11 protein-coding genes and 1 pseudogene are annotated in these 16,164 nt (G+C 66.5%); 7 read left to right on the top strand and 5 right to left on the bottom strand.

The features are described 5' to 3' along the window. Positions 1-55: 55 nt before the first annotated feature. The gene (locus DB708_RS14810; protein WP_108924260.1) at positions 56-742 is read left to right on the top strand and encodes an MBL fold metallo-hydrolase; all 687 of its coding nucleotides are present in this window, start codon (positions 56-58) and stop codon (positions 740-742) included. Between the two features lie 287 nt (positions 743-1,029). After that, complete coding sequence (locus DB708_RS14805) at positions 1,030-2,463, top strand: PPE family protein (RefSeq protein WP_108922986.1); 1,434 nt, start codon at positions 1,030-1,032, stop codon at positions 2,461-2,463. Between the two features lie 17 nt (positions 2,464-2,480). Here DB708_RS14805 and DB708_RS14800 read toward each other — a convergent pair whose 3' ends face one another. Further along, positions 2,481-2,924, bottom strand: coding sequence for a universal stress protein (locus DB708_RS14800; RefSeq protein WP_108922984.1), 444 nt, complete (start codon positions 2,922-2,924; stop codon positions 2,481-2,483). Positions 2,925-3,241: 317 nt separating this feature from the next. On the opposite strand from DB708_RS14800, the gene DB708_RS14795 reads away from it, so the two are divergent. Next, positions 3,242-4,813, top strand: a complete 1,572-nt coding sequence (locus tag DB708_RS14795) for a mannosyltransferase (protein WP_108922982.1) — start codon at positions 3,242-3,244, stop codon at positions 4,811-4,813. Positions 4,814-4,859: 46 nt separating this feature from the next. Here the strand turns inward: DB708_RS14795 and DB708_RS14790 are convergent. The 3 genes and pseudogenes from DB708_RS14790 to DB708_RS14780 all read right to left on the bottom strand — a co-directional run bounded on the left by DB708_RS14790 (position 4,860) and on the right by DB708_RS14780 (position 10,621). Further along, a pseudogene (locus tag DB708_RS14790) lies at positions 4,860-6,252 on the bottom strand (MFS transporter). A gap of 28 nt (positions 6,253-6,280) precedes the next feature. Continuing rightward, a complete protein-coding gene (gene uvrB / locus DB708_RS14785; protein ID WP_108922980.1) occupies positions 6,281-8,440 on the bottom strand; it encodes an excinuclease ABC subunit UvrB in 2,160 nt (719 codons plus the stop codon). A 120-nt stretch (positions 8,441-8,560) separates the two neighbouring features. Next, positions 8,561-10,621, bottom strand: a complete 2,061-nt coding sequence (locus tag DB708_RS14780; protein ID WP_108922978.1) for a serine/threonine-protein kinase — start codon at positions 10,619-10,621, stop codon at positions 8,561-8,563. A 168-nt stretch (positions 10,622-10,789) separates the two neighbouring features. Between DB708_RS14780 and DB708_RS14775 the strand changes: the two genes are divergently transcribed. The 4 genes from DB708_RS14775 to DB708_RS14760 all read left to right on the top strand — a co-directional run bounded on the left by DB708_RS14775 (position 10,790) and on the right by DB708_RS14760 (position 14,942). Beyond that, positions 10,790-13,354 carry an FHA domain-containing protein gene (locus tag DB708_RS14775; RefSeq protein ID WP_201263522.1) on the top strand — a complete coding sequence of 855 codons (2,565 nt, stop codon included), beginning with the start codon at positions 10,790-10,792 and terminating at the stop codon, positions 13,352-13,354. A 95-nt stretch (positions 13,355-13,449) separates the two neighbouring features. Then, positions 13,450-13,893, top strand: a complete 444-nt coding sequence (locus tag DB708_RS14770; RefSeq protein WP_108924258.1) for a DUF402 domain-containing protein — start codon at positions 13,450-13,452, stop codon at positions 13,891-13,893. Between the two features lie 45 nt (positions 13,894-13,938). Further along, positions 13,939-14,475 (top strand): DNA polymerase ligase N-terminal domain-containing protein, encoded by a 537-nt coding sequence (locus tag DB708_RS14765; protein WP_108922974.1) that lies wholly within the window; start codon positions 13,939-13,941, stop codon positions 14,473-14,475. Positions 14,476-14,531: 56 nt separating this feature from the next. Next, the gene (locus DB708_RS14760; RefSeq protein ID WP_108922973.1) at positions 14,532-14,942 is read left to right on the top strand and encodes a hypothetical protein; all 411 of its coding nucleotides are present in this window, start codon (positions 14,532-14,534) and stop codon (positions 14,940-14,942) included. A 3-nt stretch (positions 14,943-14,945) separates the two neighbouring features. Here the strand turns inward: DB708_RS14760 and coaE are convergent, their stop codons facing one another. Continuing rightward, positions 14,946-16,160: a dephospho-CoA kinase gene (gene coaE, locus DB708_RS14755; RefSeq protein WP_108922971.1), complete on the bottom strand. Its 1,215-nt coding sequence runs from the start codon at positions 16,158-16,160 to the stop codon at positions 14,946-14,948. Positions 16,161-16,164: the final 4 nt, after the last annotated feature.

Genomic DNA, 16,164 nt, shown 5'->3' with positions numbered 1-16,164 from the left:
ATGCCCCCACCGACAAGACACCCATCCCTGCCCGGCGACCAGTAACGTGGCCGCTATGGCAGCCCCGGACAAGCTCAGCGACAACTACACCGGACACGTCGACCCAGGTAACGCCGCCCGACGCACCCTGCCCGGGGTGACGATCGTCAAGGCGTCCGTGGGCCCGATGGACAACAACGCCTACCTGGTGACATGTTCGGAGACCGGGCAGACACTTCTGATCGATGCGGCCAACGACGCCGAGGTGCTGATCGACCTGGTCCAACGGTACGCGCCAAACTTGACGCTGATCGTGACAAGCCATCAGCACTTCGACCACTGGCAGGCGCTGGAAGCCGTAGCCGCCGCCACGGGTGCGCCAACCGCGTCCCACGAAGTCGACGCCGAGCCGCTGCCCGTCAAGCCAGATCGCTTGCTGGCCAACGGAGACACCGTACAAATCGGCAGGCTGACTTTCGACGTCATCCACCTGCGCGGGCACACCCCCGGATCGATCGCGCTGGCCCTCAATGGACCGGCGACGGGTGGCGTCACGCAACTGTTCACCGGCGACTGCCTGTTCCCCGGCGGGGTGGGCAAGACGTGGCAACCGGGTGACTTCACCCAGCTGATCAATGACGTCAGCAGCCGGGTGTTCGAGATGTACGAGGATTCCACCGTCATCTATCCCGGCCACGGCGACGACACCATGCTGGGCACCGAACGCCCGCATCTGGACGAATGGCGCGAGCGAGGCTACTAGCGGCCAGCTGCTGCTCATGTCAATTACTTTGCAGCAGAACATGATCCGAACTCCACGACACCGTCGGCGAAGGTCGCTTTAACCGCGGCGCGGCGATCTAGTGGGTGCCTATCGCATCGCATTCGAACCTGGCCGCCCAACACGGCGAGGCCGGCTGCCGAAATCCCGATTGAGCTGCGCCGAAACACCCTCCGCCGCGCGCGTTGGTGGGTAGCATGCGAGCAAACATTCGCACTCACGCCCGCCGCGCAGGCAGTCGTGGCCAATTAACTGATTGGCAAACGGAAATGGATTATGCAGCGCTACCACCGGAGATCAATTCCGGCCGGATGTACGCGGGGGCGGGGTCCGTGCCGATGTGGCTGGCGGCGGCGGCCTGGGACGGGCTGGGCGCGGAGCTGACTTCGGCGGCCGCCGCGTACCGATCGGTGGTGTCCGGGCTGACGGTTGAAGCCTGGATGGGTCCGGCGTCCATGTCGATGCGGGCCGCAGCGATTGTCTTCGCGTCGTGGATGAGCACCACCGCCGAGCAGGTAAAGCAAGCCGCCCGGCAGGCCAGGGCGGCGGCGACAGCTTACGAGGCGGCGTTTGCCGCGACGGTGCCGCCGGCGCTGATCGCCGAAAACCGTGCGCTGCTTGCGTCGTTGGTGGCGAGCAACATCTTCGGCCAGAACACCCCCGCCATCTCGGCCACCGAGACACAGTACGGCGAGATGTGGGCACAAGACGCGACGACGATGTACACCTATGCCGGCGGGTCAGCGGCCGCATCGAGGTTGACGGCATTCACCGATCCGCCGCAGACCACCGATCCGTCCGGGGTCAGCGCCCAGGAGGCCGCGGTCAGCCAGGCCAGCACGTCCGCAGCGGCCAGCCCCAAAGCCCTGAACCAGGTGCTCCAGACGGTGCCCACTGTGCTGCAGACGCTCGCGGGAGACGCGGGCAATCCCACCCTGTCGGAAATCTTCAACATCACGGCCAGCGGTACCTACGTCGCCAGTGGGGTGTTGTTCATCCTCGGGCCCTTGTTCGCCGGCCCGGTCAACGCGGTGCTACCTGCCACGGTCCTGGGTACTGCGGCCCCGGCACTGGGCGCGGCGGGTGCGGCGGCCGGCCTGCTGAGCGACACGACGCCGGTCGCATCAAGCCTGGGCGCCGCCGCCGGAACGTCGGGCAGCACCGGAGTGTTGGCGGGGCTGGGCCGAGCGCTGCCGGTCGGTGGGCTGTCGGTGCCGCCCGCGTGGGCTTCAGCGGCACCGGTGCTCGCCAGCGCGGCCCGGGCACTGCCGGAAGCCGCCCTGGCCGGGTTGCCCGAAGCCGCGATCGACAGCATTGGGCCCGGCGCCGGCGCGTTCCTGCCGGGCAGCCTGATGGCCGCGGCAGCGGGGGGCGGCGGTGCGGCCGGCGGTGGTTTCGCGGCCACGCGTGCCGGAGCAGCGTCCCAACGCGGCGCGACCCCGCCACCCGATCGCGGGACACCCGCCCAATACGGCCCACCTCCCGCGTTGATTCCGCAGGTGGCGCGCGCGGCCGCCCCGCAGGAGGGGATGCACAGTCAGGCGATGCGGACGAATCCGCGTGCGTCGGCCGGCGACGGCGTGCTGACCGAGAATCTCCGCGAGGAACTCAACGATCTGCGCAAACAGATCTCCGACTTGGCACTGGAGCGCGACGTGCTGATGCGGTCCCTGGCGCTGTGGGCCAGGGGAACTACGGAGTAGCGGAAAAAACCCGTCCGTCAGGTCGTGGTGTGCACGATCAACACGTCGACCTTCGCGCGACGTGACACGTTGGCCGGCACCGAGCCCAACAAGCGGCCCGCGATCGTGCTCAGGCCGACGTTACCGACGACCAGCAGGTCGGCTTTCACGTCTTCGGCAAGGCTGACCAGGGCGTCAACGGGCGCGCCCTCGATCGGGCGCTCCTCGACGTTCGTCGCGCCAGCCTTGTGCGCACGCTCTTTTGCGTCCTGCAAGATCGCGTAAATCGGAGCCGTTCCCGACACCTTGTAGCTTTCATCCTTCAGGACGTCTGCGGCCCGGCCATCCTGATGCTGGGGCAGGTACGCCGACGCGACGATCAGCTTGGCGTCGGGCCCGGCGATGGTGGCCGCCCGTTCGACGGCACGCAACGATGAGTCCGAGCCGTCAGTGCCGACCACCACAGTCCGATAAGCGGACATTAACCCTCCCAGTGTCGTTTGCCAGGCCAACCAAGACAGTAGCGCGTTGTCCGATCTAGATGGGTCAGATTAACCACACCGCCACGGCGTGGCGCAACCCTTCATTTATGTCGCCACGCTGCGGGAACGGACGCCTTTGAAGATAATGAGGCAATGGACCGCCTCCGGCCAAGGCCCGAAGGGCTTGCGTGGCGGCCCTTTCCACGGACGACACACGCGGCGATCGAGGGCTTCGAGCCGAGCTTGGCCCGTTGCGCACGGTCTGCCCGACTGCTGATGACCAGGTCGATCGGGTGCGCCTTACAGTGACAGGCACTATGACTGCGCCCACCGTCGAGCAGGGCTCCCCGGATGTCATCAACGAATCCGGGCCGGCCCGCGTGCGTGGCAGGTTGCTCGACCCGTGGGTGATCGCCGTCCTGGCAGCCGTGATCAGCGGCGCCTGGGCATGCCAGCCTTCGCTGTGGTTCGACGAGGGGGCGACGATTTCGGCCGCGGCGAGCCGGACTCTGCCCGAACTGTGGCGGCTGCTGGGCCACATCGACGCCGTGCACGGCCTGTACTACCTACTGATGCACGGCTGGTTCGCCGTCTTTCCGCCGACCGAGTTCTGGTCGCGGATTCCCAGCGCGCTCGCGGTCGGGGCCGCTGCCGCCGGTGTCGTCGTGTTCACCAGGCAATTCGCGCCGGGACGTGGCATCGCGGTGTGTGCGGGTGTCGTCTTCTCGATCCTGCCGCGCACCACGTGGGCGGGTATCGAGGCCCGCTCGTATGCCATGTCGGTGGCCGCGGCCATCTGGCTGACGGTGTTGTTCGTCAACGCGGTGCGGCGCAATCGGCGCCGGCCGTGGGTGGGCTACGCCGCGGCGCTGATGGTGTCGATTCTGCTGAGCCTCAACTTGATCCTGCTGGTTCTGGTCTACGCGGTGATGCTGCCCCTGCTCACGACCAAGGGATCCCGGAAATCACCGGTCATCTGGTGGGCGGCCAGCACGGCGATCGCGCTCGGCGCCATGACGCCGTTCATCGTGTTCGCGCATGGTCAGGCGTTCCAGGTGAACTGGCTTTTCCCGGTCAGCTGGCACTACGCCTTCGACATCACCCAGCGGCAGTATTTCGACCACAGCGTTCCGTTCGCGGTGCTCAGCGCGGTCGTCATGCTGGCCGCGATCGTCGCCCGCCTGGTCGGCGCGCCACCACCGGCGGGCGATATGCGCCGCATGCTGATGATCTGCATCGGGTGGATCGTGCTGCCCACCGCCGCCGTGGTGCTCTATTCGGCGATCGGCGAGCCGATGTACTTTCCGCGCTACCTGATTCTGACAACCCCGGCGATGGCCGTTCTGTTGGCGATCTGCATCGGCACCGTCGCGCGACGTGCATGGCTGATCGCCGCTCTGGTAACGCTTTTCGCCGCGGCCGCGGTCCCCGACTACCTCTTCGTGCAGCGCTGGCCCTACGCCAAGGAGGGCTGGGACTACAGCCAGGTGGCCGACGTGATCAGTTCGCACGCGGCTCCGGGCGACTGCATGCTGGCCGATAACACGGTGCCGTGGCGGCCCGGCCCGATCCGTGCCGTGCTGGCCACCCGACCGGCGGCGTTCCGATCGCTGATCGACGTCGAACGCGGGGTGTACGGCCCGAAGGTCGGTTCGCTGTGGGACGGTCACGTCGCGGTGTGGCTGACGACGGCCAAAATCAACAGGTGCACCACGCTGTGGACTATCACCAACTACGACAAATCGTTCCCCGATCACCAAGTCGGGCAGTCGTTGTCGCCGGGCACATTCGGCCGCGCCCCCGCGTACCGATTCCCGAGCTATCTCGGCTTCCACATAGTCGAGCGTTGGCAATTCCACTATTCGCAGGTCGTCAAATCGACGCGCTGACAAGGCCTCCGCCGATCGCGGCGATGATGCTCGCAAGCATGGTGCGCTAATGCGGTGCGCGACGATCGCGCCGGCTGGCCTTTGTGGACGCGGCGACGGCCGTCGCCGCCAGCACCGCAATGAGCGCGTACAACCAGCGAGCCGCCGCCAAATCCCCACCCGCGGCGTTGTTGACCACCACGCCGGCCAGCCCGGCACCGAAGGCAGCGGAGATCAATTGGACGGTGTTGATCGCCGCGGCCGCCACGCTCCCCTCTGACGGGTCGTCGACCGAGTCCATGGCGCGCATCGACAGATGCGGCCAGGTCATCCCGATGCCGATTCCGGCGACCAGGAACCCGGCCGCCCACAACAGGACGATCCCGATCGGAGCGTCAGCGCGTTGCGTTGCCGCGGCAAGAGCCAGCCCCAACGCCATCACCAACGGTGCCGCCGCAATCACCCGGCCGACAACGCGAGGGTCGCTCAGCGATGCGCTGGCGATCTCGGCGATCGTCCAACCGAGTGCCAACGCGGCACCCAAAAATCCCACCGCGACCGGCGTCAGATGCGCCAACCGCTGACCGAACAACGGCACGTACGTGTCGGCCATCACGGCGGCCATCTGCACCGCCATCGTCAGATAGATCCATTTCAACGGCCCGCGGCCAAATACGCTGGGCGGCAACACCCCTGCCTGCGTTCGCCAGTCGACGAACACGAATGCGCAGACCAGCAACGCGCCGGCGACCAGGAGCCCCACCGTCGCGAAGACGTTGTGCGGCAACTCCGCAACGCTGACCGCCAGGGCAGCGGCGCCCATCAGTAAGAGCGACCGCACCGGCACCTTGTGAATCGGAGCCGACGTCGCCGTCGGTGAGAGCCATTGGCACCAACACGGCCATCAGTGCGGTAAGGATGGCCATCGCGCCAAATGCCCACCGCCACAAACCAAACTGCGCAAATAGGCCGCCTAACGCCGGCCCGACCAAGGTCGCGACTCCCCACATCGCCGACACCAGCGCCGAGCCGCGGGTCCACAGCGAGCGCGGGAGGGCGGTATTGATCAGCGCGTAGCCCAAGCCGGCCAACAGACCGCCGGCCACCCCTTGCAGGGCACGCCCGCCTACCAAAACTTCCATGTTCGGCGCCAGTGCGCACACGACGCTCGCGATGCCGAAGACGGCCAGCCCCCACAGGAATGCGGAGCGCGCACCTATGCGCAGCCGCAAAGCGTTCACCGTGGCCGCGGCGACCACCGACCCGACCAGATACAGAGTGGTCACCCACGCATACAGGCGGCTGCCACCGATTTCGGCGACCGTGCTTGGCAGCAGGCTGGTGGTCAGAAACTCGTTGGTGGCGTATAGCAGAACACCACCGGCCAGGATGGTAGACGTGCCCAGGTAGCTGCCCAACAGTTCGCGCCAACTGCCGGTGTCGCTCCCCGTCTCCGTCACCCTTACACCGTAAGAGGTGCCGCGAGCGTCATTTCAGACCGGCAGCGTCCATTCCGCGGAGTTCCTTTTTGAGATCGGCGATCTCGTCGCGGAACCGCGCGGCCAGTTCGAATTGCAAGTCACGGGCCGCGGCCATCATCTGCGCGGTGAGGTCTTTGATCAGGTCGGCCAGTTCGGCGCGCGGCATGCTGGCGGTGTCGCGGCCCTCGATGATGCCGGCGCTGACGGCGCGTCCGGGCTCCCCCTGCGGACGCCGGCCGCGCGACGCGTTGCGTCCCGATCCGCCGATCTCCACGGTTTCGGAATCGTCCGCCTCGCGATAGACCTGGTCGAGGATGTCGGCGATCTTCTTGCGCAGCGGCTGCGGGTCGATGCCGTTCGCCTCGTTGTAGGCGACCTGCTTTTCGCGCCGCCGTTCGGTCTCGTCGATGGCCTCGGTCATCGAGTCGGTCATCTTGTCGGCGTACATGTGCACTTCGCCGGAGACGTTGCGGGCGGCGCGGCCGATGGTCTGGATGAGACTGCGCGACGATCGCAGGAAGCCTTCCTTGTCGGCGTCAAGAATCGACACCAGCGACACCTCGGGCAGGTCGAGGCCCTCGCGCAGCAGGTTGATGCCGACCAGGACGTCGTAGTCGCCCAGGCGCAGCTGGCGCAGCAGTTCCACCCGGCGCAGCGTGTCGACCTCGGAGTGCAGATAGCGCACCCGGATGCCCATCTCCAACAGGTAGTCGGTGAGGTCCTCGGCCATCTTCTTGGTCAGGGTCGTCACCAGCACCCGCTCGTCGGCTTCGGCCCGTTTGCGGATCTCCGCGATCAGGTCGTCGATCTGCCCCTTGGTCGGCTTGACCACGACCTTCGGGTCCACCAGCCCGGTAGGGCGGATCACCTGCTCGACGAACTCTCCGGCGGCCTGGCTGAGCTCGTACGGGCCAGGGGTGGCCGACAGGTACACCGTCTGCCCGATCCGGTCGGCGAACTCCTCCCAGGTCAGCGGGCGGTTGTCGCACGCCGACGGCAACCGGAACCCGAAATCGACGAGGTTGCGCTTGCGCGACATGTCGCCCTCGTACATGCCGCCGATCTGCGGCACGGTCACGTGTGACTCATCGATGACCAGCAGAAAGTCCTCGGGGAAGTAGTCCAGCAGCGTCGCCGGAGGCGAGCCGGGTCCCCGGCCGTCGATGTGCCGCGAATAATTCTCGATGCCCGAACAGAAACCGACCTGCCGCATCATCTCGATGTCGTAATTGGTGCGCATCCGCAGTCGCTGGGCTTCCAGCAGCTTGCCCTGACCCTCGAATTCGGCGAGCCGCTCGGCGAGCTCTTCCTCGATGGTCGAGATCGCCTGCGCCATCCGCTCGGGGCCGGCCACGTAGTGGGTGGCCGGGAAGATCCGCAGCGAGTCGACCTGACGGACCACCTCACCGGTCAGTGGGTGCAGGTAGTACAGCGCCTCTATCTCGTCACCGAAGAACTCGATACGCACCGCGAGCTCTTCATATGACGGAATGATCTCCACGGTGTCGCCGCGCACCCGGAATGAGCCGCGGGTGAAGGACAGGTCGTTGCGGGTGTACTGCACGTCGACCAGCAACCGCAGCAACCCGTCGCGCGGCACTTCGGCACCGACGCGCAGCTCGACCGAGCGGTCCAGGTAAGACTGCGGCGTGCCGAGGCCGTAGATGCACGACACCGAGGCCACCACCACCACGTCGCGACGAGACAGCAGAGACGACGTCGCGGAGTGCCGCAGCCGCTCCACATCGTCGTTGATCGAGCTGTCCTTTTCGATGTAGGTGTCGGTCTGCGCGATGTACGCCTCTGGCTGGTAATAGTCGTAGTACGAGACGAAGTATTCGACCGCGTTGTGCGGCAACATCTCTCGTAGTTCATTAGCCAGCTGAGCGGCTAGCGTCTTGTTGGGTGCCATCACCAATGTGGGCCGCTGCAGGCGCTCGATCAGCCAGGCGGTGGTGGCCGACTTTCCGGTGCCGGTCGCCCCGAGCAGCACCACATCGCGCTCGCCCGCCATGATCCGTCGTTCCAGCTCGTTGATGGCGGCCGGCTGGTCACCGGCCGGATCATGCGGGCTGACCACCTCGAAGTCGCCACCGGCGCGCACGGCCTCCTCGACCGCGCGGTATTCGGAATGCGCGACTACTGGATGTTCGGTGGCGAAAGCCATGCCACCAGGGTAGAGGCGCGCACCGACAAGTGTCCCGATGCCGGTCTGCCAATCGCGCGCTCAACCACAGCTGCCACACCAGAACCGCGGGGGAACCACCACTCGATCCGGAAATGCCCGTCAGTGCCGGGTCCACATCCGAGTGACCGGATCGCATTGCAGAAGGTAGCCGTCGTTCGAGGTGGACATCGCGAACACCGGGACGTCGGGCAGGTCGCAAGAGCTGCCCGCGGCATGGACGCCCGACGCGATCGGCGCCTTGTCCCACGTGTTGCCTTCACACACGACCTGCTGGTTACTGGTCGGGTCGTAGGAGAGTTTGTCGACGTCGGTGCACAACCCGCCGAGAACAGCCGGTGCCGGGTGCGCAGGCGAGGTCGAGGTGGTGATCACCTGGTTGGGATCACCCAAGGTCACCCCCGCCGGCGCATCCCCCACCCGGGTGGCTACCACCGGCACCCGCACTACGGCGCCCTGCGCGCTGCACTCGTTGCTCAACACGGTCTCGGTTTCGGTTCCCCGCAGCGTGCCGTCCGGCTGAGGAGCCAACGACCACGCGACGGTCTCCTGCTGGGTCGACGTGACCTGCCCGTTGGGCTGGCGGCAACCGACCCGTTCCTGCGCAGGCGTGCCCTGCCAATATCCGCTGGCGTACCGCAGCGTGTCGGTTTCGCCACCGTCGGCGGTGCTGGCCACTTGGTGGTTGGCGTCGTCCAGCTTCGCGCCGGTGGCAGCGCATCCGTCGGTGGTGCAGGCGGAACGGAACGCCCACCAGTTGGTGTCGGAGCCGTCGTGCCGGATCGCGACGCCGTTGGTGGTCCGCTTGGTCCGGTCGTACGTCAGTTGGTAGGTGCCACCCAGGGCCGGTCCCCCGGGCCTGGGCGCGGCACTGGCCGCCGGCGCGGACGGTCTCGATGCCAGCGCGGGGTTGGGTTGCGGACTTGCCGGCTGGAACGAGTACAGCGTCGACCAGGTCGCCGCGACGGCAACGAGCACCGCGCACACCAGCGCGGCCGACCAGCGGACCCTGGACGAGAACCTGTCTTTGGCCGTCGCCGCCAGGCCGCGGGCGCCGCGGCGCCGGTGTGGAACGATCTCGGAAACCGACGTACTCGGCTCGATCTCGGCGACGGCATCGATCTGCTCGCCGACCGCTGCGGCGAACGCGCGACACCGCTCGAACCGCTCCGCGGGTTGCTTGCCCAGGGCTTTGAAGAACACGTCGTCGAGGTGCACCAAGTCCGGGCGGTAATCGCTGAGCCGGGGCGGGTCCTCGTGCAGGTGCTGGCTGATCACCGCGATGGGGTTGGAATGCCGGAACGGCGGAGCGCCGGTGAGTAGATGAAATGCGGTGGCGGCCAATGCATACTGGTCAGCCCGGCCATCGATGTTGGATCCGGTCAATTGCTCGGGCGCCGCGTACGCGACCGTCCCGACAGCGACATTGGTTTCGGTGATCCCGCTGATATTGGCCAGATGCCGCGCTACACCGAAGTCCGCCAACAGGATTCGCTGATCGTCGTACCCGGGATGGGTGAGCAGGATATTGGCAGGCTTGACGTCGCGATGCAGCAGGCCGCGATCGTGCGCGTAATCGAGTGCGCCCGCGACGGCTTCGAGTATGGCGCATACCTCGCTGACCGGCATCCCGTCGGAGTAGCGCTCTTTCACCAGCCGGGACGCGTCGGTGCCTTCGACGTAGTCCATCGAGATCCACAGCTGGCCGTCGAATTCACCGCGATCGTGCACACCGACGATGTGCGGGTGCCAGAGAGTGCCGGCGAGATCGGCTTCCCGATTGAACCTTTCGCGGAACTCGCTGTCCGCGGTGACGGCCCCAGCAAGGACTTTGATCACATCGCGGCGCGGCAGCCGGGGATGCAAAGCCAGATAGACCTCGGCCATCCCCCCGGCGCCCAGCGGCCGCAGGATGGTGTAGCCCGCGAAGGAAGCGCCGTTGGCCATCGCCAGGCGCGATCCGCCGGCCTCACCGACCGGGCTGTACGGGGGTTCCACGTTCGGCGTCGAGTTGACCGGGGGAACGCGGCGCAACAGATGTGCGACGGTCGCTGACGGAAGCGATTGAAACCCCGCGCGCAGCGCCGCACCGGCCAGTCGCGGATTAGTCAGCAGCCGTCGGCCGCTGCCGACGCGCCGGGTTGGGCGCTTCGCCTCGTCCATGTGTGAACAGATCCCCCTCTGGCTCCTTCAGTTCGAACAATGCCGGACGCGGATAGGCAAAAGGCTGTTGGACGCTATGAACCAGCTATGAAGCCGGCGACCGATACAAAGCCAAGTCACAGGCGAGTCCAAGGGGAGGCATTGACTCGACGGACCGATACTTGAGTAGTGAGCCGACCCGCCCCTCCTGTCCTGACAATTCGGCTCGACGGGTCTCAGAGAACCTTCGCCGCGGGCCACGAGGTGATCGTCGGCCGGGATCGAGACGCGGACCTGCGCATCGCCGACCCGCGGATATCTCGTGCCCACCTGGTCCTGCGCTTCGAACAAGGCCGCTGGCTGGCCATCGACAACGGCTCGCTGAACGGGACCTACGTGAACGGCTACCGGATGCCGGTCATCGATATTCACGACGGCCAGAGCATTAACATCGGAAACCCTCAGGGTCCGCAGCTGACCTTCGCGATCGGACCGCAACAGGGTCAGATCAGCGGGCCGCCCCAACCGAGGTCGACGCCTGGTTCCGGGCCACCCACGATCGCCTGGTCCGCCTTGTCCGACATGCCGACAACCACCTCCCACCCGCTCCCGCGACTGCCCCGGCGGCCTCAAATACCCAGTCCGCCAAGGTATCCCGGTGTGCAACCACGAAAAGCACCGCCACGTATACCACCGCCGATACGCGCGACACCCCCCGCCGAGTCCACCGTGATCGACGCCAAGACAGCCGACGTGTCGAACCTCTCCACACGCTTTGTGAAGCTGCTCTCACCGCGCGCCTCATCGGCCGCGGGAACCGTCGGCGCCAAGACGATCGGCCGCGCCCCCGAAAGCGACATCGTCGTCTCCGACGTACTGGCCTCGCGCCAACACGCGACGCTGATTCCGACGCCGCTGGGCATGGAGATCCGGGACAACAGCATCAACGGAACGTTCGTCAACGGCACCCGGGTCGGGTCGGCGATCTTGAGCGACGACGACGTCGTCACCATCGGCAATGTCGACCTGGTCGTCCGCGACGCAACGCTGATCAAACTCAGCGAAGCAGCCACCCGAGCCGGCGGCCTGCAAGTGCGCGATGTCAAGTACGTTGTCGACAACGGCAAACAACTGCTGGACAACATCTCGTTGACCGCGCGCCCCGGAACGTTGACCGCCGTCATCGGTGGATCGGGCGCCGGGAAGAGCACCCTGGCCCGCCTGATCGCCGGTTACACCACCCCCAGCTCTGGTTCAGTTACCTTCGCGGGCCACAACATTCACTCCGAGTACGCGTCGCTGCGCAGCAGGATCGGCATGGTCCCGCAAGACGACGTCGTGCACCGCCCGCTGACCGTGAACCAGGCGCTGGGCTACGCCGCCGAACTACGGCTGCCACCCGACACCAGCAAAACCGACCGCGCCAAAGTCGTCACCCAGGTGCTCGAGGAGCTTGACCTGACCAAGCACGCCGAAACCCGCGTCGACAAGCTCTCCGGCGGACAGCGCAAACGCGCGTCGGTGGCGCTGGAACTGCTGACCGGCCCGTCGCTGCTGATCCTGGACGAGCCCACGTCGGGCCTGGACCCCGCGCTGGACCACCAGGTCATGATGATGCTGCGTCAGTTGGCCGACGCCGGCCGCGTGGTGATCGTGGTGACGCACATGCTGTCCTACCTCGAACTGTGCGACCAGTTGCTGTTGGTCGCACCGGGCGGCAAGACCGCCTACTGCGGGCCGCCGGACCAGATCGGTACGGCGATGGGCACCAGCAACTGGGCCAAGATCTTCACCAAGGTGGGCGCCGATCCCGACGAAGCCAACCGGCGCTTTCTGGAACGGCGCGATGCGCAGCGACGACCGCAGAAACCGTTGGCGGCCAAGGACGATGAGCCCGGCGAGCTGGGTGAGCCAGTCCATACCAGCATGCGGCGCCAGATCTCGACAGTCGCCCGCCGGCAGATCCGACTGGTCGTCGCCGACCGCGCCTACTTCATGTTCCTGGCGCTGTTGCCGTTCATCCTGGGCTCGCTGTCGCTGACGGTGCCGGGCGCCAATGGCTTCCATCTCCCGGGCGCCAACGCGGGCACGCCCGACGAATCCGCCCAGATACTGGCACTGCTGATGCCCGCCGCGGCGTTCATGGGTACCGCGCTGACAATCCGCGACCTGGTCGGTGAACGCGCCATCTTCCAACGCGAGCAAGCCGTCGGGCTGTCCACGACGGCGTATCTGCTCGCTAAGACGGCGGTCTTTTGCGGGTTTGCGCTCGTGCAGTCGGCGATCATCACCGCGATCGTGGTGATCGGCAAAAGCGCACCGTCGCAAGGGGGCCTGCTGCTGGGCCACGGCACGTCGGCCGCCACCGTCGAACTGTTCGCGACCGTCGCCGCGACCTGTGTCGCGTCGGCCATTCTGGGCCTTGCCATTTCGTCGCTAGTCCGCTCCAGCGAGCAGATCATGCCGCTGTTCGTGGTGGCGGTCATGGCGCAGCTGGTGTTGTGCGGCGGCATGGTCCCGGTGACCGGCCGCCTGGGGCTCGACCAGCTGTCGTTCGCCATGCCGGCGCGCTGGGGTTACGCTGCCGCGGCCTCGACGGTCGACCTGCGGCACCTGGTTCCGGATTCGCTGCTCTCCCAGGACCGGTTCTGGCAGCACACGTTGAAGACCTGGCTGCTCGACATGGGGATGCTGGCCGCGCTGTCCTTGGTTTATCTCGGCTCCGTCCGGTGGAAAATCCGGCTGCGCCGCTGACCATCGCGATCCTCGGGAAAGGTGACGCCATCCATCTGCCGAAGCACGAAACGTTCGACCTGGTCGCCCGCACCAACACCGACCCCAAAGGCATAGTGCGGGCGGTCGACGAGTACGCCGTATACCCGTGGGGGCTCTACGTCGCCCGTCCCACCCCGGGTCGAGCGCAGTTCCACTACTTGCAGTCCTGGCTGCTGCCGTCGCTGGGACTGCGTGCCACGGTGTTCCACTTCAACCCGGGCCATGAACGTGACCACGACTACTACCTCGATGTGGGCGAATACACGCCCGGTGCGGATGTGTGGAACGCCGAGGACCACTACCTCGACATCGAGGTGCGCACCGGCTCCGGGGCGGGACTCGCCGATGTCGACGAACTACTGGAAGCGGTGCGCCAAGGCCTGCTGACTCCCGAAGTTGCCGAGCAAGCGGTGCGCCGGGCCGTGCACGCCGTCGAAGGCCTTGCCCGAAACGGCTATGACCTGCGCCGCTGGCTGGCCGGCAACGGTATCGAGCTCACCTGGCAGGTCCGTCGATGATCTCCGCTCGTTTTCGCGGCGGCACACCGGGGGTAACTATCCGGTATGCCCTTGAGTGAATACCGGCGCAACCGTCGATCTGGCCCCGGCCCCGAGCCACGCGGCCGGCTGGGACGCAGACGCCGCGCCCGCAAAAACGAGCCGTGCTTCGTCATCGCGCACCACACAACCCGCGGCGACTATTACGACCTGCGCCTAGAGATTCAGGGCGTGCTCGTGTCGTGGGCGATCGCCAGTGGGCCGTCGACAAACCCGAGGGAGCGGCGGATGGCGCGCCGCACCGCGGATCACCCACTGGGGAGCCCCGAAGGCGACGACGCACCGATCGTCTGGGATCGCGGCAGCTACGCCAACGCGACCGAGCGTGAGATGGCCGAATGCCTGGACCGCGGCCACCTTTCGTTCTGGCTGCAGGGCGAGAAGCTGTGCGGCGGCTTCGCCCTTACCAGGATTCGGGACGGCGAGGACGAGACCTGGCTGCTGTTCAAGCGCAAAGACGAGGACGTCGATCCGCGGCGTAAACCCGTTACGGGCCAACCCGAACCGGCGATGTACTCCGACGATCTGGCCGAATCGCCATAAAGCCCGGCGGAACTCGTGTGGTTGTTCCGATCACGCTGGGCGTAATCTCAGCAGCTATGAGCCCTGATAAACGCCGGTGGATGTCGGTGATTGCGGTGACTGTGATCGGCTCGCAGTTGGTTCCGGCGACGGCGCATGCAGATCTGCACAACATCACCTATAAGGCGAGAATCGACGCCCTGACGACCGGCAGTCAGGCCACGTTCATCACCAACGGCGGCCAGACCAGCACCACGAACCTTCCGTCGATGCCGGGCAACGCGTTCGAAGCCAACACCGTGTTGCCCGATCCTGGTCAAGCAGGCCTGCGGATCGTGCTGCATTTCCCGTACTCGGCGAACGTGCACTGCGAGATCGACGTCGACGACGACGTTTTCACCCAGGCCGACCAGATGGTCCGGCCGTCACCCGGGGTTTCCGACCCCAATAACGGTGTGCTGCAATGCGGAGCACCGCTGCCCACGTAACGGCTACGGCATCCAGCCGGTGAAATCCGCCCATTCCCACGCCCGGCGGTATGCCTCGGCGAACCACGGCTCCTTGGCCTCGACGTAGATCGCGGTGTCGCCGTCCGCGGGCTTTTCGGCCTCGTGTTTGACGGTCAGGTAGTTCACCCGCTCCGCGGGGTTTGCGGCCAGCCAGTCGACGAACAGCAAGGCGAACTGCTGATTGGGCCAGCCGGCCACCCTGATATGCACGTTGGTCGGACGACCGGGATCGGCCGAGGCATGAATTCGCTTGCGCCACAACGCTGGATCGTCTGTGTGGTCGTAGTCGCTGACCGTGCTGCGGGCATCGGCCTTGGCGTCGTCACGGTCGATGTGCTCGATGCGGGGGTAGCCCGCCGATAGCAACGCCTCGCCGAGCTCGTCGGCGAGGGCCAGTGATTCGACAGTGATCTGGATGTCGATGACGTCCTTGGCGTCGAACTCCGGCACCGCTGTCGATCCAATGTGGTCGACTCGCAACGCCTTATGGCCGCACGACGTCGCCAGCCTGTTGACGATGCGCCGCGCCTGGTCCGGCCAGGTCGGATCGGCCGACACCACCCGCGCCGGGGCGCGGACGAATCGTCGCTCGGTCAGGTTGTGCGCGAACGGCACGATCCGGTCGGTCCAGACCTCACGAGCTCGTTTGACGAAATCCTCTTCGCTGCCCGAATTATCCAACCAGATGTCGGCGGCGGCCCGACGCTGCTCGTCATTGGCCTGCAGCGCAATCCTGGCGCGGGCGTCGTCTTCCGGCATGCCACGCAGCTCGACCAGCCGCCGTACTCGCAGCTCGACGTCGGCGTACACCACGACAACCAATGGGAACAGCGGCGCCATGCCGGATTCCACCAGCAGCGGAATGTCTTCGACCACAACCGCATCCTGCGGCACCGCCGCGATGATCTCCGCGCGCCGCTGCCCCACCAACGGGTGAACGATTGCGTTCAGCTTCTGACGCGACGCGTCGTCGGTAAAAGCCTTGGCCGCCAACGCCGGGCGATCCAACGATCCATCCTCGGCCAGGATGTCGTCACCGAACGCCTCGACGAGCGACGCCAACCCTTCGGTGCCCGGCTGGACGACCTCTCGAGCAATGACGTCGCCATCGACGATGATCCCACCGCTGCGTGCGAACGTGGCAGACAGCGCCGATTTCCCGGCGCCGATGCCACCGGTCAAACCGATGCGCAGCATTACG

Origin of the sequence: Mycobacterium montefiorense (assembly GCF_003112775.1) — a bacterium.
Lineage (GTDB): Bacteria > Actinomycetota > Actinomycetes > Mycobacteriales > Mycobacteriaceae > Mycobacterium > Mycobacterium montefiorense.
The sequence above is the reverse complement of the archived record's forward strand: the minus strand, read 5'-3'. Positions and strand labels throughout refer to the sequence as shown.

What these genes read in the sequence shown, in the direction of transcription:
- DB708_RS14780 (WP_108922978.1), bottom strand. Translation starts at nt 10,621, where the DNA reads ATGGACGAGGCGAAGCGCCCAACCCGGCGCGTCGGCAGCGGCCGACGG.
- uvrB (WP_108922980.1), bottom strand. Translation starts at nt 8,440, where the DNA reads ATGGCTTTCGCCACCGAACATCCAGTAGTCGCGCATTCCGAATACCGC.
- DB708_RS14765 (WP_108922974.1), top strand. Translation starts at nt 13,939, where the DNA reads ATGCCCTTGAGTGAATACCGGCGCAACCGTCGATCTGGCCCCGGCCCC.
- DB708_RS14805 (WP_108922986.1), top strand. Translation starts at nt 1,030, where the DNA reads ATGGATTATGCAGCGCTACCACCGGAGATCAATTCCGGCCGGATGTAC.
- DB708_RS14810 (WP_108924260.1), top strand. Translation starts at nt 56, where the DNA reads ATGGCAGCCCCGGACAAGCTCAGCGACAACTACACCGGACACGTCGAC.
- DB708_RS14800 (WP_108922984.1), bottom strand. Translation starts at nt 2,924, where the DNA reads ATGTCCGCTTATCGGACTGTGGTGGTCGGCACTGACGGCTCGGACTCA.
- DB708_RS14760 (WP_108922973.1), top strand. Translation starts at nt 14,532, where the DNA reads ATGAGCCCTGATAAACGCCGGTGGATGTCGGTGATTGCGGTGACTGTG.
- DB708_RS14795 (WP_108922982.1), top strand. Translation starts at nt 3,242, where the DNA reads ATGACTGCGCCCACCGTCGAGCAGGGCTCCCCGGATGTCATCAACGAA.
- coaE (WP_108922971.1), bottom strand. Translation starts at nt 16,160, where the DNA reads ATGCTGCGCATCGGTTTGACCGGTGGCATCGGCGCCGGGAAATCGGCG.